23 protein-coding genes are annotated in these 17,334 nt (G+C 61.6%); 4 read left to right on the top strand and 19 right to left on the bottom strand.

The features are described 5' to 3' along the window. Window positions 1-19: 19 nt before the first annotated feature. From DFO50_RS06900 to DFO50_RS06910, 3 genes are all read right to left on the bottom strand, one after another. Window positions 20-697 (bottom strand): methionine ABC transporter permease, encoded by a 678-nt coding sequence (locus tag DFO50_RS06900; protein ID WP_107888568.1) that lies wholly within the window; start codon window positions 695-697, stop codon window positions 20-22. Continuing rightward, a complete protein-coding gene (locus tag DFO50_RS06905; RefSeq protein ID WP_028499905.1) occupies window positions 694-1,707 on the bottom strand; it encodes a methionine ABC transporter ATP-binding protein in 1,014 nt (337 codons plus the stop codon). The genes DFO50_RS06900 and DFO50_RS06905 overlap by 4 nt, the downstream gene beginning before the upstream one ends. A 259-nt stretch (window positions 1,708-1,966) precedes the next feature. After that, window positions 1,967-2,146 (bottom strand): hypothetical protein, encoded by a 180-nt coding sequence (locus DFO50_RS06910; RefSeq protein WP_028499906.1) that lies wholly within the window; start codon window positions 2,144-2,146, stop codon window positions 1,967-1,969. Window positions 2,147-2,302: 156 nt separating this feature from the next. Here DFO50_RS06910 and DFO50_RS06915 point away from each other — a divergent pair, with 156 nt between their 5' ends. From DFO50_RS06915 to DFO50_RS18805, 3 genes are all read left to right on the top strand, one after another. Continuing rightward, window positions 2,303-3,265, top strand: a complete 963-nt coding sequence (locus tag DFO50_RS06915; protein ID WP_051528978.1) for an META domain-containing protein — start codon at window positions 2,303-2,305, stop codon at window positions 3,263-3,265. Between the two features lie 98 nt (window positions 3,266-3,363). After that, entirely contained in the window at window positions 3,364-5,442 is a 2,079-nt protein-coding gene (locus DFO50_RS06920; protein WP_112692236.1) for a TonB-dependent siderophore receptor, read from the top strand. 560 nt (window positions 5,443-6,002) lie between these two features. After that, window positions 6,003-6,365: a hypothetical protein gene (locus DFO50_RS18805; protein ID WP_146745022.1), complete on the top strand. Its 363-nt coding sequence runs from the start codon at window positions 6,003-6,005 to the stop codon at window positions 6,363-6,365. A gap of 348 nt (window positions 6,366-6,713) precedes the next feature. On the opposite strand, the gene DFO50_RS06925 is transcribed toward DFO50_RS18805, so the two are convergent. Both DFO50_RS06925 and DFO50_RS06930 read right to left on the bottom strand, forming a co-directional pair. Continuing rightward, on the bottom strand, window positions 6,714-8,009 hold the full coding sequence (locus tag DFO50_RS06925) for a type II toxin-antitoxin system HipA family toxin (RefSeq protein ID WP_107888571.1): 1,296 nt from the start codon (window positions 8,007-8,009) through the stop codon (window positions 6,714-6,716). Next, window positions 7,999-8,259 (bottom strand): helix-turn-helix transcriptional regulator, encoded by a 261-nt coding sequence (locus DFO50_RS06930; RefSeq protein ID WP_107888572.1) that lies wholly within the window; start codon window positions 8,257-8,259, stop codon window positions 7,999-8,001. Before DFO50_RS06930 ends, DFO50_RS06925 begins: the two co-directional genes overlap by 11 nt. Before the next feature lie 194 nt (window positions 8,260-8,453). On the opposite strand from DFO50_RS06930, the gene DFO50_RS19125 reads away from it, so the two are divergent. Then, window positions 8,454-8,870 carry a hypothetical protein gene (locus tag DFO50_RS19125; RefSeq protein WP_158537411.1) on the top strand — a complete coding sequence of 139 codons (417 nt, stop codon included), beginning with the start codon at window positions 8,454-8,456 and terminating at the stop codon, window positions 8,868-8,870. Between the two features lie 830 nt (window positions 8,871-9,700). Here the strand turns inward: DFO50_RS19125 and DFO50_RS06940 are convergent. The 14 genes from DFO50_RS06940 to DFO50_RS18810 form a co-directional block, all read right to left on the bottom strand. Next, window positions 9,701-10,075, bottom strand: coding sequence for a hypothetical protein (locus tag DFO50_RS06940; protein ID WP_112692237.1), 375 nt, complete (start codon window positions 10,073-10,075; stop codon window positions 9,701-9,703). Window positions 10,076-10,096: 21 nt separating this feature from the next. After that, window positions 10,097-10,321 carry a hypothetical protein gene (locus DFO50_RS06945; protein WP_112692238.1) on the bottom strand — a complete coding sequence of 75 codons (225 nt, stop codon included), beginning with the start codon at window positions 10,319-10,321 and terminating at the stop codon, window positions 10,097-10,099. Window positions 10,322-10,365: 44 nt separating this feature from the next. Next, the gene (locus tag DFO50_RS06950; RefSeq protein ID WP_112692239.1) at window positions 10,366-10,641 is read right to left on the bottom strand and encodes a hypothetical protein; all 276 of its coding nucleotides are present in this window, start codon (window positions 10,639-10,641) and stop codon (window positions 10,366-10,368) included. Window positions 10,642-10,940: 299 nt separating this feature from the next. After that, window positions 10,941-12,710, bottom strand: coding sequence for a DUF927 domain-containing protein (locus DFO50_RS06955; protein WP_112692240.1), 1,770 nt, complete (start codon window positions 12,708-12,710; stop codon window positions 10,941-10,943). Further along, entirely contained in the window at window positions 12,697-13,005 is a 309-nt protein-coding gene (locus DFO50_RS06960) for a hypothetical protein (protein WP_112692241.1), read from the bottom strand. Before DFO50_RS06960 ends, DFO50_RS06955 begins: the two co-directional genes overlap by 14 nt. Beyond that, window positions 13,002-13,586: a toprim domain-containing protein gene (locus tag DFO50_RS19480; protein WP_158537412.1), complete on the bottom strand. Its 585-nt coding sequence runs from the start codon at window positions 13,584-13,586 to the stop codon at window positions 13,002-13,004. The genes DFO50_RS06960 and DFO50_RS19480 overlap by 4 nt, the downstream gene beginning before the upstream one ends. A gap of 80 nt (window positions 13,587-13,666) precedes the next feature. Continuing rightward, window positions 13,667-14,098, bottom strand: coding sequence for a primase-helicase zinc-binding domain-containing protein (locus tag DFO50_RS19485; RefSeq protein WP_112692243.1), 432 nt, complete (start codon window positions 14,096-14,098; stop codon window positions 13,667-13,669). 10 nt (window positions 14,099-14,108) lie between these two features. Then, window positions 14,109-14,516 (bottom strand): hypothetical protein, encoded by a 408-nt coding sequence (locus tag DFO50_RS06975; RefSeq protein ID WP_112692244.1) that lies wholly within the window; start codon window positions 14,514-14,516, stop codon window positions 14,109-14,111. Continuing rightward, a complete protein-coding gene (locus DFO50_RS19490; protein WP_233495205.1) occupies window positions 14,513-14,968 on the bottom strand; it encodes a hypothetical protein in 456 nt (151 codons plus the stop codon). Before DFO50_RS19490 ends, DFO50_RS06975 begins: the two co-directional genes overlap by 4 nt. Further along, window positions 14,965-15,651, bottom strand: coding sequence for a Rha family transcriptional regulator (locus tag DFO50_RS06985; protein ID WP_112692245.1), 687 nt, complete (start codon window positions 15,649-15,651; stop codon window positions 14,965-14,967). Before DFO50_RS06985 ends, DFO50_RS19490 begins: the two co-directional genes overlap by 4 nt. Beyond that, entirely contained in the window at window positions 15,648-15,998 is a 351-nt protein-coding gene (locus DFO50_RS06990) for a helix-turn-helix domain-containing protein (RefSeq protein ID WP_112692246.1), read from the bottom strand. Before DFO50_RS06990 ends, DFO50_RS06985 begins: the two co-directional genes overlap by 4 nt. A gap of 10 nt (window positions 15,999-16,008) precedes the next feature. Next, on the bottom strand, window positions 16,009-16,239 hold the full coding sequence (locus DFO50_RS06995; RefSeq protein WP_112692247.1) for an AlpA family transcriptional regulator: 231 nt from the start codon (window positions 16,237-16,239) through the stop codon (window positions 16,009-16,011). Between the two features lie 10 nt (window positions 16,240-16,249). Further along, window positions 16,250-16,477 carry an AlpA family transcriptional regulator gene (locus DFO50_RS07000; RefSeq protein ID WP_112692248.1) on the bottom strand — a complete coding sequence of 76 codons (228 nt, stop codon included), beginning with the start codon at window positions 16,475-16,477 and terminating at the stop codon, window positions 16,250-16,252. A gap of 152 nt (window positions 16,478-16,629) precedes the next feature. Then, the gene (locus DFO50_RS18810) at window positions 16,630-17,268 is read right to left on the bottom strand and encodes a hypothetical protein (protein ID WP_146745023.1); all 639 of its coding nucleotides are present in this window, start codon (window positions 17,266-17,268) and stop codon (window positions 16,630-16,632) included. Between the last annotated feature and the right edge of the window lie 66 nt (window positions 17,269-17,334).

Here is a 17,334-nt window from a genome sequence, read left to right on the forward strand (position 1 = left end):
CCGGGGGACAGAAAAACGGTTATTTGCGGGAGAAATGCTGGACCAGGCGGTCGCCGATCATCTGCAGCACCTGCACCATGATCAGCAGCAGGACCACGGTGACGATCATCACGTCAGTCTGGAAGCGCTGGTAGCCATTGCGCACAGCCAGATCGCCGAGGCCACCGCCGCCAACCAGGCCGGACATGGCCGAGTACGACACCAGGGTGATGGCAGTCACGATCACGCTGGCCAGAATGCCCGGCAGCGCTTCTGGCAGCAGAGCGTTGACCACGATCTGCCGGGTGGTCGCGCCCATGGCCTGCGACGCCTCGATAATGCCGCGGTCGACTTCGCGCAGCGCCGTTTCCACCAGCCGGCCGAAGAACGGCGTGGCACCGACCACCAGCGGCGGAATGACGCCGGCCACGCCGATCGAGGTGCCGGTCAGCAGCACTGTCAGCGGAATCATCGCAATCAGCAGAATCACGAACGGCAGCGAACGCAGCAGGTTGGTGATGAACGACAGCATCGAATACAGCCGCGGGCTGTCGAGCAGTTGCTGCTTGCTGGTCAGGAACAGCAGCACGCCCAGCGGCAGCCCGAACACCACGGTAAACACCAGCGACACGGCCACCATGATTGACGTGTCCTCGGTCGCCAGCCAGATATCCATCCAGTCGACATTGGTAAACAGATCGGCAAACATCGCGTTCATGCGCGCAGTTCCTCCACAATCACGCCGAATTCGGCAATCTGACGCAACGCGGCATCCTGGTCCCCCCCCGACAGCGCCAGAATCATCTGGCCATACGGGGTGTCCTTGATGCGGTCGATGCGGCCGGACAGGATGCTGAAGTCCATCCCGGTACTGCGCGCGACCTGGACCAGCACCGGGTCATAGGTGCTTTCACCACGGAAGGTCATGCGCACGATGCGGCCCGGCACCTGGGCGAAGTCGGCGTACTGTTCGTTCTCGTCGACATGCTCGGTTTCCTGCACGAAACGCCGCGTGGTCGTGTGCTGCGGGTGCAGGAACACGTCGGCGGCATTGCCGCTCTCGACCACCTGACCACGATCCAGCACCGCGACCTTGTCGCAGATGCGGCGGATCACGTCCATTTCATGCGTAATCAGCACGATGGTCAGCCCGAGTTCGCGGTTGATCTCCGCCAGCAGTTGCAGCACCGACTGGGTGGTTTCCGGGTCCAGCGCGCTGGTCGCTTCGTCACACAGCAGGATTTTCGGGTCGGTTGCCAGCGCGCGGGCGATGCCGACGCGCTGCTTCTGCCCGCCGGACAGCTGGTTCGGATACTTGTCGGCCTGTTCGCGCAGTCCGACCCGGTCGAGCAGTTCCAGGACCCGCTTGCGGATCTCGTCCCGGGACCGGGTGCCGCTGATCTTCAGCGGAAAGGCCACGTTGTCGGCCACCGTCTTTGACGACAGCAGGTTGAAATGCTGGAAGATCATGCCGACACGCTGACGCAGCCGGCGCAGTCCTGCCGCATCGAGTGCGGTCACGTCCTCGCCGTCGATAACGACCCGGCCGGCAGTCGGACGCTCCAGCAGATTGATCAGCCGGACCAGGGTGGATTTGCCCGCACCGGAACGGCCGATGATGCCGTAAATCTCCCCGTCCTCGATCGACAGCGTGGTCCGGGCTACTGCCTGGAACGTGCCGCCGTCAGGCCGGGTGTAGGTCTTTTCGACCTCGATTAGTTCAATCATGCTCACACTTTCCGTGCCGGTCCGGCACGGCCTGAAATACAAAAGCCCGCCGATGACGATCATGGCGGGCTTCAAGAACGGCTGGCACTGGGGGCGCAATAGGCACCCCTGACGCTTTAGCAGTTTTTACGCCCGCAAGCTGTGATCAAATCGGCGTAGAAGAATGCGGCTATCGTGCCGCGTCGCTTCTATATTGTCAAATTCAAATATAACAGATGTTTATAACAAAAATGTTCTTTAGAACCGGATTTACTGTGCATCAGTGCCCAAAGCTGAACGGCGAACGCACATAGAACGGATCAAGCGCATCGAAACGACGCTTGCCCTGTCGGCGCGGCACGCGCTTTTCCAGTCGGTCCATGGCCTTGTACGCAAACCAGACCCACAGCGGCATCAAGAAGAAATAACCCAAAACGATATAAGCGATAACGGTCGCCATGATTTCCTACCTCCTGCGGCGAATTATCTCAAAAATCAGTCGCTTACTCGTCCATGACAAGGACAAGGATTTATGTTTCCGCGACCTGACCCGGGTAGCGCTGGCGCTCGGGCACCGCTCCGGTACCCTGCCGCCTGCCCTTGCCCGGAGAATCCGATGATACTGCGCGCCGGCCTTTCCCTCGTCGCCATCCTCATGCTGTCTGCCTGTGCCGCTCCCCCGTCACCTCGTGCCACCCCGGTCGCCGATGAGGCACTCACCTTCGTGACCACGCCGGATTGCGCCCCCGGCACAGTCACTATCGGTTTTGCCGGCGACCGCATGCGGATGACGACGGCCTCGCGCCATTACACGCTGCACGAAACGCCCACGGCGCACGGCATGCTGTTTGTGGCCGAGGATGACCCGCACACCTCGTTCTGGAGCGAGGATGGCAGCGCGCTGGTCATGGTGCGCGGCAAGCATTATGCAACCTGCCGGATGGACAGGCCGAAGCCGTATCGTGCCAGTGGCAACGAACCGGGCTGGTTGCTGGATCTGCACTTCGACGGCCCCGGTCTGCGTTTTTCGACCGCCCGGGGAGATATCCGGGTAAAGCTGCCGACACCCGAAGCGGTGCGCAGCGGCACCCGCACCCGCTATGCCGGCCATGCCGACGGCACACCGCTGATCGTGGATATCAGCGAGCAGCGCTGCCTCGACAGCATGAGCGGCATGCCGTATCCGGACACGGTACAGGTCCGCCATGGTGACCAGCGCTTTATCGGCTGCGGCGGCGATCCGGCCTCGCTGCTGCAGGGCGGGGAATGGCTGGTCGAGGATATCGCCGGTCGCGGGCTGATCGATGCCTCACATGTCACGATCGACTTCGGCGAAGACGGCCGCCTGTCCGGCCAGGCTTCCTGCAACAGCTATGTCGGCGGTTACCAGATCGGTGGCGAAACCCTGCGCATCCCGCTGGCAATGACGACCATGATGCACTGTGCCCCGGCACTGATGCAGCAGGAAGAGCACTTCCTCAGCCTGCTGCGGCAGGTTCGCTGGTTCGAGTTCGACGCCGACGGGGCGCTGATTCTGGTCACCGAAAGCCATGAGCGCCTGATTGCCCGCCGGGCGTAGCACTGCATACCGTAGTGAGTTCAGATGGCAAGACGGGAATTGACAGCATTTATTGATAATCATTACCATTCGCGTTTTTACCATACAAAAAACTGCAAATGGCATCTTCCGGACCGTTCCCCGCCTTTACCCTGTCACCGCTGGCCCTGGGCCTGATGTTGCTGCCCTCCTTCGTCCACGCCGACAGCGACACTGTCCTGGAAACGGTCACCGTCAGCAGCGAACAGCCGCTGGCCGATCCGCGCCTGCCCGAGGTCACCACCGCCACCCGCACCCGCACACCGGCGCGCTACGTGCCGCAGGCGATCGATGCCGTCGCGGTCAAAAACCTCGATGCCTATGGCCAGACCGACCTCAGCCAGGCACTGACGGGAGTGCCGGGGGTGGACGCCAGTGGCGACACCCGTTTCGACAGCGTCTCGATCCGCGGCTTCAGCGCGGCCAACGATCTGTATCTGGACGGCTTTCGCGATGACATGCAGTACAGCCGCGACCTCGGCAATATCGAGCGGGTCGAGGTGCTGAAAGGCCCGGCCGCCGTGCTCTATGGCCGGGGCAGCAGTGGCGGCATCGTCAACCGGGTCAGCAAAAAGCCGCAGCCGGGTCTGCCGTCCAGCGTCTCGGCCCGGGTCGGCAGCGAAGGGTTGTGGCGCCTGCAGGCTGACCTCAATGGCAGCCTGTCCGATGACATCACCGTACGCCTGAACGCCGCGCAGGAAGAGTCCGACAGCTTCCGGGGTGACGCGTTGCACAGCCGCCGCCAGTTGTTTGCTCCGTCGCTGAACTGGCGCCTGACCCCGGCGCTCAACTGGCTGGTGCAATACGAGTACGGGCTGTACGACCGCACGCCGGACCGCGGGATTCCCGGCATCAACGGCCGTCCGGCCGATGTGGCGCTGGATACCGTGTACGGCAATGCGGCACGCGACTACATCCGCGATGAAACGCAGTCGCTGCGTTCGCGCCTCAGCTACGACCTGAACGAGCACTGGCAGTTGCGCCACCTGCTCGGCGTCATCAGGCTGGACAGCGATTTCGACAACACTTACCAGACCGGCGTCAGCGGCAACCGGGTCACGCGTCAGCGCTGGATCCAGGATCTGAACGCCCTGAACATCACCAGCAACTTCGAGGCCGAGGGCCAGTTCACCACAGGCCCGCTGGCCCACCAGTTGCTGGCCGGGATTGAAATCGGCAAGCAGAAGCGTGATCCGAAGCTGTACCAGAACGCCAGCCCGGTGCCGTCACTGTCGATCACCGACCCCGATACCCGATTGCAGTACAACGGGGCGATGAAAATCAACAGCGACAACCAGCACCGGGTCGATACCCGGGCACTGTACCTGCAGGACCAGTTGAGCCTCGGCCTGTGGAAGCTGCTGGCCGGGCTGCGCTACGACCGCTTCGACATCGACAGCAGCAACCAGCTGAACGGCAAATCGGAAAGCCGCTCCAGCCATTCGCTGAGCCCGCGCATCGGGCTGGTATGGACACCGCTGCGCGACCACTCGTTCTATGCGTCGTACAGCAAGACGTTCGCTCCGGCTGGCGGCGGCACCATCGGCATCACGCCGGGGGTGACAAGCAATGCACTCGATCCGGAGTACACACGCCAGTATGAGACCGGGGTAAAAAGCGACTGGCTGGACGGCAAGCTGTCGAGCACGCTGTCGCTGTACTCGCTGGAGCTGTACAACCGCCGCACCACCGACCCGAATGATCCGTCCCGGGTGGAACTGACCGGCCTGCAGCGCACGCGCGGCATGGAACTGACGCTGACCGGCCGTCTGGTCGGCGACTGGTATGCACGCGGCGGCCTTGCCCTGCAGAACCCGGAGGTCGTCCGTGCCGAGGCCAACCGCCAGGGCAAGCGCCCGGCCAATGTGTCGCGCCATAACGGCAGCCTGTTCGTCGGCTTCGCCCCCGAGAACGGCTGGTATGCCGAAACCGGCGTAACCGCCGTCGGCCAGCGCTACGCCGACACCGCCAACAGCGTGCTGCTGCCCGGCTATGGCCGCTGGGATGCGCGCGCCGGCTATCGCACCAGAAGCTGGGATGTGGAAGCCGCCGTCACCAACCTGACCGACCACCGCTATTACGCCAGCGCCACCAGCGCCGCACAGATCCAGCCCGGCGCCCCGCGCGCGTTTCTGCTGAGCAGCAACTATCGGTTCTAGTTTCTCTCTGCCAGTCGTTCAAATGCCCTCCTGCGCAAGCAGGAGGGCACATTCGCGCGTTGTCAGGATTTATCGCGAGCAGGCATTGAACCTGATAGCATTCCGGCCCCGACGGGCAATACTTTTGCGCCGGCCGCATACCCATCCATGGCGGCATCCCGCCTTGAAGAATACAGGCTCGCCGAAAACTTGAGCAGATCATGCCTGATGCTGCAAGGACTTGTCCGGCAGGCGGAAGGGATTGACCCCTTTCTCTTGCTTGCGGGCCCATACTGATGATTGACCTGCCTTCCCTGTCTCCATTCATTTCATGAAAAATGACCATTCCTGAAAAAATTGCCGTCCTTGTGCTCGGTTGCCTGGTTGCCGGTACCACCTGGGCTCTGTCGCCTGGCCAACCGGTAAGCCCGAAGCAATTTTTCCCCAGCCGCATATTGCCGGTATACGCACCGGACTCTGAGGGGTGGATCGTGACAGGCGTGGCAAGCAATGGCCTTTCTTTCGGAAAATGAGGGGCTGAAAGTACGGAGACCTATGGGGCACAAGCATTTGTATTTGAAATGCCTCCGACCCCCGACAGCGGCAGCTTCGTTGACTTCGTCAAAAAGCGCATTGCCTCAATGAATCCTCCGCCACGGTTTGTTGAAACGGCTTCTGACTACCAATATGACGAAGATCGCACTTGTCCATGCGTCAATGTTCATATCACTTTTGATGACACGGCAGCCCTTACGCCAACAGGCAGGCAAGCGCTCAAATTGCAGGTGACGTCCCGCTATTGCCGCCACCCGGTGCAGAAAAATCTGGGCTTCGGTGTTGCCTATTCCCACCGCGGAAAGACCACCGACGAGAGCATGGAAGGTGCGGCAAGAAGCTTCATAGAAGCCATCAGTGCGCCGCAGCTGGGTAGCAATTCACCTTGAGCCCACGCCTTGCCCTGCCTGGCGACCACTTCGTTCAGGCGAGCATCATGCTGATTGACTGAAGTGTGCAGGAACCGACCGTTCATGGCTTGTCCTTGCTGTTCGCAGAATCCTGCAAACAAGTGTGGGATGGCCCCCCGCATCAAGCGACTATTGAAAGTACGCAATCGAAGCGCTGCGGGCTGCTGCGAACCATTGCGAACTCAATCGAAAAGCCTGCCGGACTGCAGGCCGGCAAGCAGGTTTTCTTGCCATGCTGGTCGCCGTGAACGTGCATCAACCCAGTCAACCTTTCAGTGCCAGTTCAATTCCCGAATCCGGGAATCGAACCCGCGTCCGCACGGTAGCTCAGACGGAGGGTTCGGCGGCCGCGTCATTTTCGGCTGCGGGGTCGGTGAGCCGTCGAATCGTCAGGGTGCAGCGTTGATCAATCAAGGTATTGATTTGCTCAACAACTGGATTGCCAGCAAAACTGTGTCCAGGGTCAGACTGGAGCTTGCGCGCCGTCGCTGGCAGTAACTTTGCCAACTCCAGAATGCGCCGTTTGGCCTGTGCCCTGGTAAAACCTACGCCTTCGGCGAACTGCTCCCAGTGCCGCACCTGAACTTCGCTGAACTTGTACTTGCTGCCAATTTTCATCGCCATCTTCTGCGTCAGTGCTGGATACACCGCCGTCGAGAGTGTGTGGTAAAACGGTGCCAGAACGGGGGCTTTGCCTGAGTAAAGCAGAGAGAAATTCTTGGCATGCGCATCATGATTGCCGATCAGCGCATTGAAGATCACGTAGTCGAGCAGTCGCAGTACCTGTGGCGCACTGGGACGCGTCGCACTGCGTACCAGGTCAAAGCACTGGACCAGATCCGGACCACCTTCATTCTGGTACTTCAGTTCGGGCACCACGCCAAGTGCCTGGCAGAAGTCCTCTTGATGGAGGCGTTGTCGGTACCCCTGCATATCGATCAGTCGGTCGTAGCGTTCAACCAGCAGAAACGAGCGATCCAATACCCGGTGGACTTTTGATTTCGCTGGCTTGAGCTGCATGGCCTCTGCCAGAGCCATGCAAAATCTTTCGTTGATCACGCTGTCGTCAACGCCGTGGATGGCCGGTTTCAGGATGTGGGAGCTAGGCGTGCCGTTGAGGGGCAGCCCGATGCGCGCACCATCGAAAACCACTGGCAACTTGTCCTGGGCACCAGCCAGGGAAAGACGCAAGCCGTCTTTGCCCGCCAGCATGGGTCGACGCGGCAATTCATCCAGGATGGCAACGACTTCGTCGTCGCTCAGCCATTGAACGTCATCGCTGCGGGTTGGCACAGGCAAAGCCTGCCCCGGCTCAAGGAACGTCACGGCCCCGGCGCATTCGCCGCCGATGTGGTCCAGCAGCGCAAAGTCGTTCTGGCCAGACACCTGAAACTGCTGCGCAATCAGGCGGCGCATCTGCCCTTCGGGTAGAAGACCGGCAAAGAAGGGACGCGTTTTGCGATCATCGAACGGTGCCGCTTGCAGGGGCAGCGAGGCTGACAAGGCAACGGTGTCTTTGTGTGACAGCCAATCGGATACGTAGCAAAAGCGTAGCCGCCCATCGACCAGTGCCAACGTGCCGACACGATCGGCGAAAAGCCAGACTTCCAGCTCATGCGCCATGGTTGCCACCCTCGCGGTGATCGTTGTCCATGGATGATGGCAACCCGCTCAACTGGATCTCTCCCCCCAGGGCATCAATGACCCGCAGTACGTTCTCTAGTCGTAAGGTGGGTTTGCCTGCTTCAAGATCGACAATGAAGCGCACCCCCACCCCGGCCGCCAGAGCCAACCGGGGCTGGGTCAGCCCGAGCTGCTTGCGGGCGGCACGTAGTGCATCGCCGAGTTGTTGAGGTGATCGAATGGATGTCATGGCTTGCTCAGTTTCCCGATCGGGAAATTATTAGCCACAATCGGACTATGTGCAAGCGAAATTTCCCGATCGGGAAATTTCAGTGTGATTAGGGCATGGCCCGGTTATTTATTTCCCGATCGGGAAATAAAAGGCAGATCTCAATTCCAGATTGACACCCATACACACCCACTGTGGCGCGACTCGCCCGTCGCATGCCCGAACTGCGCCACTACATCCGCTTTGCGGAGAACAACGGCAGCAATCACCGCAAAAACTGCAGCGAACAGTTCGGCACAACATGCCGCCTGGCGCAGCGCGAAGGCAATCTGCTCTTCCGTGAACTTCGATTTTTTCATGACAAATCTCCTGCCTGGATGGGCTCAAATTTGCCAGAAATCTCTACTTCTCTCCGCTACGGTTTTTCGGGAGGAGGCCAGGCGGAGCTGCACCTTGCAGCACGATCAGACAAGAAAAAACCCCAACCAAGGGTGGCTGGGGTTTCAGAATTGGTGGGACGGCGGCAATCACAAAACGCCTCAAAAGTGCCGCCAATGCTAGGTTTCAATGATGCCTACTTTGCCAAGTACCAACAAAAATACCAACACATTCACTTCCTTGCCCAGCCTTGAGGCCATCCGTCACGCCTTCGACGGGCCGGCATAGAGCCGCTTTCTCAGGTGCCAGGTTTGTCAGCCGGCTATTCGCGCGGGCGCTGGTCGCTAGCCGGTTGTTATCAAATGTTATGGTCCGGAGTCTTGCTGTACGCGCGCGTACTGGTCGCGTAACCCCGGTGTACGGGGATTCCCTGCGTACCTGATGCGTACCGGCTACTTGGCCGGCACTGTGTGGTTGCCTCACTTCAAGTCAGCCTGCCCCGCTCAATGACTGCGGAAATTCGGTGCCTCAGTTCGGGGCGGTAGTAACCCGTGCTCGCCCAAGCCCCTCGCTTGGGTCCAGCAACTTGCACGGGGCGCTCGTGGGCACACTGGCAACAAAAGCCAGTTTTGGCTTTTGCAATGCGTGCAGGATGCCGGGTCTACAGCTTGGCTGCCAGCCCCCTGCTTGCCGACGGGCGAAACCGGGAAATCCCGGTATGGCCGTGCCGTGCGACCAAGCCCGAAGGGCACACGTCCTTTTAGGGACTCAAATAATCCTGCGCCCCCTCTCACAGCCCATTCATGGGGTTGATTTTGAAAATCAGCCATTCGGACGGGTGCGAGCGTGTTCACCGGCCGGCGGACGGCCCGCCAGCTTTAACACCGCTTTAACATCCGACTGAGCGTGAATGCGGCGCAAACCCGCGCCAGTCAAGGAAACAGGACAGGAATGGCCCTTTAACAAAATCGCCACGGGGGAAAATTTTCTGCGCGTGAGGGAACGGGCGGTCTATGGCCTGATCCCGGCCAGACTTTCGACCGCCCCCCGCCCCCATACAGGGCAGCCGGAATCGGTCAGCAGGTCATTGCCGCACCATGCCGAACGCTTGGGAGAATCCTTCCAGCGCAAGTCTCTGCCGCCCGTCTGCGCCATCAGCCCACAGTTTGGCGGCCGCCATGTCGTGCTCCATCGTGCGGGCGCTGTAGTAGGCGGTGACGGTCATTTCGATATGGCCGTCTGCTATGGCGTTCCAGACCTCTTGCCGATCCCGCACGGCAATCAGTTGCCCATCCTTCGCCATGCCGCGCAGGGTACGGGCGACGGACTGAACGCTTCCGCCGATCTCTTCGGCTATGGTGGTTGCGGTGTAAGGTGGTATCCCGTATTCCAGCCGGTCGCGTTCGGTTTGCACTTCCAGCATTTTCAGGATTGCGCGCTTTCTGGCGGTGTCCCTCATGTCTGTTTCCTTAATGTATCGCTACGCCGCGATACGGTATTGATCGTTCGTCCGGGCAGGCTGATGGCACTTCACCACACGGCTACCCTGGTCAGTCGGTCGCTCCACCAGTTCGGCGATCACCAGCCCCTTGCGATGCAAACGGACCATCGCCGCTGACAGCTCGGGCAGCTCGCGGAATCCGTCCAGGTGCGTTTGTATCTGGCTCAGGGTCAGCTCCCGGCCGGCGTCGGACAGTAGCGCCACAATCTCCCCGGCTAGCCCTCACGGCACCCTCGCCCCGGCCTTGGTCATGCAGCCTCCGATTCCGGCAGCGCTGCCACACAGCCGGCGAACTGCTGCTGAACTTCCTGTCGAGTCGCTCCCTGCGGCACGGACAGGGCGAAGGCGTCGCCATTGGCCCGCTCGATGCGCCAGCGCCGGTACTCCCACACGTCGCCCTGCGCGGCAGCTTCGGCCGCCAGCTGCCCCATGCCGCCGTCGAACTGGCGGACGGCGGCGCGTTCCTCGAACAGCTCACGGTCGGCTTCGTCCAGCGTGGCGAGGGTGATTGATTCTTTTGTCATCACTTGCAGCCTCACATATGACGGCTTTTCTCTATATGTGCACAAAACGTGGTGGAACAGGTGAAACGGTGGAACAAACCCCGCAAACCCGCCACCATGGCCGATCTAGCTGTTCCACCGCTGTGCCACCTTGTCAGCGTGTCAGGTGGAACAAGTACGAAATGGCCGGTTTTGTTCCACCTTGATTCGGTCAGGTGGAACACAGGTGGAACAGCCAAACCCGCCACAGATAAGGCTTTCAGAGAGTTGTTCCACCGTTCCACCTGTTCCACCTGTTTTTTTCGCGCGTGTACGTTTTGCTAGTCGCCGCTGTCGTCCTGCCGGCGCACGGTGGCGGTGAAGTGATAAAAGCGCCTCGGCGTCGGGTAGTCCGGCGTGCGGTGCTTGCTGGTCGCCTTGCCGTCACTGCCACGAGTCAACATGCCGGCCTTGGCTGCCACAGCAGCAGCAACCGCCCGGTCAAAGCCATTGGCAATTTCATCCACGAATACGGACGGATGCACCAGCCAGTTCAGGCTATCGACCGCGCGGCGGAAATAACCGGCGCAATCCCGCGTCATTGGCTCGCTGTCGCCGCTGGCACTGTCCCAGAGGATGAAGCGGCTATTCCCGTGCAGGGCAAACCAGCCCTCTATCTGCTCAAGAATCAACACATCTTCCCGATTGCCAATGCCGTAGCGGTCGAGCCAGTCAGCCATGCAGCCAATCACGGCAGCGCGGCCCTCTCCAGGTGCCCAGCCGGTCAGGCCGGCATCGGTTGCCAGTTCCAGCGCTTCGGCAATCACGGCAAAGCGGGCGGCCACCCGGCGTACCTGACCGCTAACAGAGGCAGGCAACACGCCCCGCAAGTCCTCAATGGCACGACGCAGGCGGCGGGTGATGGTGTCGGGCTGGCCGGCGACGTGGGCAGTAAAGGCGCGGCCGACGGTGCCGTGCTGGGCCGTGGCGGCCTGTTCCAGCGCTTCGGCCAGATCGCCCGAACTGGCGTAGCCATTGAGCGTATCGAACACCCCTAGCCCCTTGCCGGCGTCGGCCGGCAGGCTGGCCAGCCGCACTTCCTGCCCGGCATGGGTGCGGTGGCCGCCGCTGCTCATGAAAGCGGACAAGTCGATTTCCCCAGTGGACAGCACCAGCACACGCCAACGGGCTTGCTCACGGTTGCCGCCGTCCTTGGCCCCTTGCATCTTGCCGGTGCCGTTGAACAGTCGGTAAGCCGCCATGCTGACGGCGCGTGGATCGCCCTGGCCCATCTCGTCCAGCAGCATCAGACCGTCATTGCGCGCGGCAGCAGCATTGGCTAGTGCCAGCGCGGTACTGTCCCAGTTCAATACCTGGCCGCGCGGCTCACCCCATATGCTCGCACCGGCCTTGGCGCTGGTGGTCTTGCCGCAGCCGGACGGGCCGAACAAGTGAATGCCACCCGATTCCAGCTCAACCAGATGCAGCAACGGAGCGGCCAGCGCCGCGCCGATGGCCAGCATGGGCCGGGTATTACCCCGCGCCAGCTTCGCCACGCTGTCCCGCCAGCCCTCGGCCGTGCCGCACGGCTGGTAGGCGGCGGCGCTACTGGTATCGCCGTGATAGAACACGGGCGGACGGGCCTCTCCGATTACCTCCCCGGACGGCAGAATGTATGCGCCATTGCGCCAGCCGCCGCGCTCAGTAACGTGGTGCAGCGTGGTCGCCCCTTCCCGTTGCAGGTACAGCGCCAAATGTTCCAGTGCGGCGCGGCGCGGCGAATGTGCCAGCCCGCCCGCGCGCAACTGCGCCCAGCAATCCCGCTCTCCGATGCAGGCATTTGCCATGGCAATGAGGCGCGGCTCTTTGTCGATGCGGCTGATCCACTTCACCAGACGGTAAGCGTCGCCGCCGTCGTCGATGCCGCTGCCGACAATCTCCAGACGGTCGCACAGCCACAGCGGAGGCAGTTCCACCACCTCACCGCTGTCTCGGTCGGTCTTGGTGCCGACGTAGAACACACCGTCGCGGGTCACGTCAAAGCGCGGTTTAAGCGGATCGGGCGGCAGGGTTGCCGCGTCTTTGAGGGTTTGCAGGTCATTCGCGCTCATGGCACCGCCCTCCCACTGGCAAGGCGTCGATACGCTCACCACGCGCGGCAGCTTGCCGTATGTCGTCCAGGCTGGCACGCCCAATCGGCCCGATGCAGGGGCCGGCAAGACTCAGGGCAGCAACGGCATGGGCCATGACCACCTTGTCATCCAGCGACAGGGCAGCCCAGTTGGCCGCGAAGTGTGAAAACAGCACTTCGGCAATACCGTTAGCGTCGAGAGCGCCGCCGCTGTCCGCCAGCATATCCAGCACCCCATAGACGGCCGCTTCGGCTTTCCTTGCATTCGCGCTCATGTGGCGTTCCTTTTTTGTTGTTCGCCCCACACATCCAGCCAATCCACCCCCGGCAGTTCTGGCAGCAGCACCCGCACGCGCCGGCTCTCACCTCGAAGGCGTCGCGCCAGTCGCTCGGCCACCCGCTGACCGGTGCCGCTGGCATCGTGGTCGGCAAAAACCCATACGTCGGTCGCCTCAGGCGGCAGGATCACCCGCGCCAGCCCACCGGCTGATACGCACGCCCATGCCGGCAAGCCGGAACCCTGTGCGACAGCCAGCGCGGTTTCGATGCCCTCGGCCAGCGCCAGCCGGCCCGCCTCAGGTGGGTACAGCCGTGCCGCCGCGCCCTTGCTCGCTCCCTCGCGCACGGTGGCCAGCTTCTTGGCCGGCAGCAGTTCGCCGGCGAGACACTGCGTCAGCTTGTCGCTGCTGGCGCTCAGGTAGATGCGGTGCAGGCCGGCAAGCGTGCCGTCCGGGGCCGTCAGCCGCGCCAGCAGGGCCGGGAAGCGTCCCAGCTCCACCGCGCGCCCGTTGCTGTCTGGGTGCCAGTACGGCAGCGCCGGGTGATAGCGCAGCGCAGCCGGGCAAGTGTCGGCCACCGCCCCTAGCCCGCGCCTGGCCAAGTAGCGCCCGACCGGATCGGAGGGGGAGACGGAGCGGGCGGCGTCCCATAGCGCGCTCAGACGGTCGGTACGGTCGGCGCTGGCGCAGGGTGTCGGGTTGACAGCCTCGCGGTGCGGCAGCGAGGGGTGCGACAGCTCTGCGTCGCCCGCCAGCCCCAGTACGCCAGCCCCAGTACGCCGGCGACGGCCCGTAGCGCGTCGGCAAAACCGCAATCAAGCCAGTGCTCGACCAGCGCAAAGCCGTCGCCGCCTTGGCGGTCCAGTGCGCGGCAGACGAAACGGCCGGCGTCTTTGTCAATGAACTGGAAACGGTCACGCCCACCGCAGGCCGGGCAAGGCTGGTTGCCACGCTTGCCCAGCACGGCGGCTGCAATACCCAGATCAGCCAGGATCGACGGCCAGCGCCCGGACGCGGCGGCACGCACTGTGTCGACGCCCAGACGTGACTTGCCCCCCGGTGCGTAACTTCCCGGAAAATTTGCATTCATTGTGCTGCCCTCAGTTTTGAGGAATGGGATTGGAGCGGTTGCGGCTTGCCGCAATGCGTTCGTGCGCCCAGCAACGGGCTTGAGCCGCGCCAAGCGCGTCCAGCGCGTATTGCTGCATGTCGGCCAGCAGGGATGCCAAGCAGCCGACTTGCGAGAGCACCTTGTCAGTGCCCCCGATGTCATGCCCATCGTGGTGACGGATTAGGTGGCCGATGGCCTGTAATCCGGCGATGCTGTCTACCAACATCACTTCCGCCACCGATTCAGCCAGCGCGGCATCCTCCATGGTGACATTCGGCGCGTAGCAACCAGCGCTCTCAATGAACTTGTCAGACTCTTGCAGATGTTCGCGCGCGATAGCCAGCAGTTCAAAGCCGTTCTGGTCGCAGCGGATGCCCAAGGGCTTGATGGTGTTCATGCTCGCACCTCCGACACGGTGTAACCACGGTCGGCCGGGGCGATAGCAATTCGCTTGCCTTGCTGCACCAGCAGGCGCGCCACGGCGCACGCTTCGGCATGGGTCGGGACAGTGGATACAGGAACGGCGGAGAGTGGAAACAGGACGTGGACAGCGCGCAAGGCGATGCTAGGCATGGTGGCCTCCTTGTTTTTGGAAGCCTGCCACCCGTCGCCAAACGGAGGTGGCAGGCAAATAGCGGGGTTGGCGAACCGGAACAAGGGACCGGCAGACCCGAAGGTCTCCCCACTACTGCCCGCCATAAACTGGACGCACGTGCAGCGGTGTACGGACGTAAAAAAGCCGCCGGGGTGGCGGGTATCCGCCTTGTTGCTCGGGTCGCCAAACCCGGTACCGCTATTGAACGGTACGGGGGCAATGTAGCGCGATGTGAGGGAGTGAGCAAGGGTCATGCGGCCAGCCTCCCCGGTTGCGCCGGTCCGAATAGGCGGGCGAAGTCAGTTACACGGCGTTCGGCTTCACGGTAAGCAGCCTTGTGGTCGCCACCGTCAGCCAATGTATCGGCCACCGCTGCGCTCACCAGTTGGTAAGCCGTGCTGACGGCGTTCCGCATAGCCGGCGACAGGCTGGCTCGTTGGCCGGTCTCGATGCCGAACACGCGATTAATCAGCCGCTCGACGTTGGTATGGAACACCTGTTCCGGTGCCTCGCTGCCGCGCTGCTGGGCCGTCTGCGCCATGCTGCGGGCGGCATCATGGGCCAGGTGGTAGAACGGCAGGTATTGGGTCTGGCGGGCGTCCTGCTGCTTGCGCGCCTCGCCAAAGGCCCGCACTAGCCGGAACTTCACCTCGACCGCCTGTTCGGTGTTCCGCGAGAGGGTGACGGCAAAATAGGCTTGGTCCTCATTCAGCAGGGCGAAGCGCACCGGGCGGCCGCCTTTGGAGCCCGCGAGGGGTTTCTCTGTTTGAAACCGGAAAACCCCCAGCAGCCCGAGCTTGTCCCGGTAGCGCTCCAAGTTCTGTATCAGGTTGTCGTGCTGAATGCCAAGCTCATCGGCCACGATGCGCGAGTCAATACGCGGGCCGTCCTTGGCCAGCACCAGCGCCAGGCCGGTCTCATGTGTGGTCGGTGTCATGCCTGCCCCCTTCCGCTGGTCGCAATAAAGCCGGGACGCGGCCATGCGGGCACACCCAGCGAGTAGCGCGCCACATTGCGCCGCACTCGGCCCCGGAAGGTGATTTCCGGCTCGATGGTAGTGTGGATATTGAAGCCCTTGCCGCGCAGGTCGTGAATGCGCGCAGCGGCTTCGGGAATGGCGCAATCAGCGGTCAGTTCAAAACTCAATACGCCACGTCGCGCTCGCAGGATGGAGAGGACTTCGGCGCATTGGCCGGTCACGTCGGGCGGCGTCGCGGTGCTATGATTCGCGCTGGTGTTAGCGCTCGTTTTTCCGTTGGGGAAGCGGGCGTTTTTCTTTTTCATCTCCGCCCCCTTATGCCGTCTGGCCTTGTTCATCCAGCCATTGGCGCACTGCCTCTGCGCGCCAGCAGGTCACACGCTCAGAGAGCTTGACCGGGGCCGGGAAGGTACCTTCGCGTACGCGCCGCCATAGGGTTGAAGCGGAAAAGGGCAGGACTCCGGGGGTACCGGATTTGGTGTCGCCCACCAGTAACGGCAGGCGGACGTAACCAGTCTGCGGCAAGGTAATAACATAGATTTTCATCACCGTCTCCTTATGCCGCCCGACTGACCGAAATACGCGATTCGATCCAGGCATTAACCTCGGACTCGATCCAGCCGACGGCCTCCGCGCCTAGACTGATCGGCTTCGGAAAGGTGGCGTCATAGCACGGCGACTTCGGGTTGATTTTGTCGTAGATGGTAGAACGGGAAAGCCCTATGCGGGACTCCAGTTGCTTGCGGCGAAGAATAGATAGTGCGGTTTGGATTTGTGCGGCCATGCTAGTAACTCCGTAGCATTCGCCGGAACATACCGGCATGGCTCACTATTCTTTACGTTTCCAGCAGGATAGCCACCAGTGCCCGCAAAGCTACCGCTCTGCGCAGAAACCCCGCTTTACGCATGGGTTCCGCCATGCGCAGACGGGAAAAATCAAGGTAGTTTTTTCTTTTCTGCAGCGATCACTTCGGCAAGCTTCTTGTGCGACAGAGGAACCACTCGCACCAACTTATCCGCAGCCTTAGAAGCTGAAATGGTCGGGTCAATTTCCTCACGCCAGTATTTCAGGGCATCAGCGACCAAAGCGTAATTCCCAGCATGCCGCCTCCTCGCTAGTTCAGCAGCCGGATTTGTGCCGTGTTTTTTTCCGCCCCATGCAGCCTGCAGAATTCCAGCCCAGTAGCGGGCATCAGATGCATATGTCCATGCCTCATCACGCTTATTATTTTTCTCGGCTTTCATTGCCTGAACGGCATAAGCGACAATGGTACTCATCACTTGCAGCAATGCAAAAGGGGCGTTTTCTGGATCGCGTTCACCATCAAGCGACAGCCCAATTTCATCTACTGACTTGTCCCCATTTGTAGCTGGATCAATCCATGCATCCCCAAATATATTGCTGTCAAAGAATGACTCCGGGCTTTCAAACTCCCCAAAGTCAAGCCCAGGATGATCGGTCATCAGGTCGCGGCTTAGTTCAACCCAAAAATCATTAGCGCAGCTCAAAGCGGAACCAGCCTCAGTTATTGGTGTGCGCATCTCACGCGGCATACTTTCTGTAACTTCGTTCATAACACCCCTTTCACGCATCACCCTTGAATCAGATGCCGCGCCAGCCGGGCAGGGTATCCCGGTTTT

The organism is Microvirgula sp. AG722, assembly GCF_003269145.1.
In the GTDB taxonomy this organism is placed as follows: domain Bacteria; phylum Pseudomonadota; class Gammaproteobacteria; order Burkholderiales; family Aquaspirillaceae; genus Microvirgula; species Microvirgula aerodenitrificans.

Excerpts from the sequence above, each read along its gene's own strand:
- DFO50_RS06900 (WP_107888568.1), bottom strand. The coding sequence starts at position 697 with ATGAACGCGATGTTTGCCGATCTGTTTACCAATGTCGACTGGATGGAT.
- DFO50_RS06905 (WP_028499905.1), bottom strand. The coding sequence starts at position 1,707 with ATGATTGAACTAATCGAGGTCGAAAAGACCTACACCCGGCCTGACGGC.
- DFO50_RS06910 (WP_028499906.1), bottom strand. The coding sequence starts at position 2,146 with ATGGCGACCGTTATCGCTTATATCGTTTTGGGTTATTTCTTCTTGATG.
- DFO50_RS06915 (WP_051528978.1), top strand. The coding sequence starts at position 2,303 with ATGATACTGCGCGCCGGCCTTTCCCTCGTCGCCATCCTCATGCTGTCT.
- DFO50_RS06920 (WP_112692236.1), top strand. The coding sequence starts at position 3,364 with ATGGCATCTTCCGGACCGTTCCCCGCCTTTACCCTGTCACCGCTGGCC.
- DFO50_RS18805 (WP_146745022.1), top strand. The coding sequence starts at position 6,003 with ATGCCTCCGACCCCCGACAGCGGCAGCTTCGTTGACTTCGTCAAAAAG.
- DFO50_RS06925 (WP_107888571.1), bottom strand. The coding sequence starts at position 8,009 with ATGGCGCATGAGCTGGAAGTCTGGCTTTTCGCCGATCGTGTCGGCACG.
- DFO50_RS06930 (WP_107888572.1), bottom strand. The coding sequence starts at position 8,259 with ATGACATCCATTCGATCACCTCAACAACTCGGCGATGCACTACGTGCC.
- DFO50_RS19125 (WP_158537411.1), top strand. The coding sequence starts at position 8,454 with ATGCCCGAACTGCGCCACTACATCCGCTTTGCGGAGAACAACGGCAGC.
- DFO50_RS06940 (WP_112692237.1), bottom strand. The coding sequence starts at position 10,075 with ATGAGGGACACCGCCAGAAAGCGCGCAATCCTGAAAATGCTGGAAGTG.
- DFO50_RS06950 (WP_112692239.1), bottom strand. The coding sequence starts at position 10,641 with ATGACAAAAGAATCAATCACCCTCGCCACGCTGGACGAAGCCGACCGT.
- DFO50_RS06955 (WP_112692240.1), bottom strand. The coding sequence starts at position 12,710 with ATGAGCGCGAATGACCTGCAAACCCTCAAAGACGCGGCAACCCTGCCG.
- DFO50_RS06960 (WP_112692241.1), bottom strand. The coding sequence starts at position 13,005 with ATGAGCGCGAATGCAAGGAAAGCCGAAGCGGCCGTCTATGGGGTGCTG.
- DFO50_RS19485 (WP_112692243.1), bottom strand. The coding sequence starts at position 14,098 with ATGAATGCAAATTTTCCGGGAAGTTACGCACCGGGGGGCAAGTCACGT.
- DFO50_RS06975 (WP_112692244.1), bottom strand. The coding sequence starts at position 14,516 with ATGAACACCATCAAGCCCTTGGGCATCCGCTGCGACCAGAACGGCTTT.
- DFO50_RS19490 (WP_233495205.1), bottom strand. The coding sequence starts at position 14,968 with ATGACCCTTGCTCACTCCCTCACATCGCGCTACATTGCCCCCGTACCG.
- DFO50_RS06985 (WP_112692245.1), bottom strand. The coding sequence starts at position 15,651 with ATGACACCGACCACACATGAGACCGGCCTGGCGCTGGTGCTGGCCAAG.
- DFO50_RS06990 (WP_112692246.1), bottom strand. The coding sequence starts at position 15,998 with ATGAAAAAGAAAAACGCCCGCTTCCCCAACGGAAAAACGAGCGCTAAC.
- DFO50_RS06995 (WP_112692247.1), bottom strand. The coding sequence starts at position 16,239 with ATGAAAATCTATGTTATTACCTTGCCGCAGACTGGTTACGTCCGCCTG.
- DFO50_RS07000 (WP_112692248.1), bottom strand. The coding sequence starts at position 16,477 with ATGGCCGCACAAATCCAAACCGCACTATCTATTCTTCGCCGCAAGCAA.
- DFO50_RS18810 (WP_146745023.1), bottom strand. The coding sequence starts at position 17,268 with ATGAACGAAGTTACAGAAAGTATGCCGCGTGAGATGCGCACACCAATA.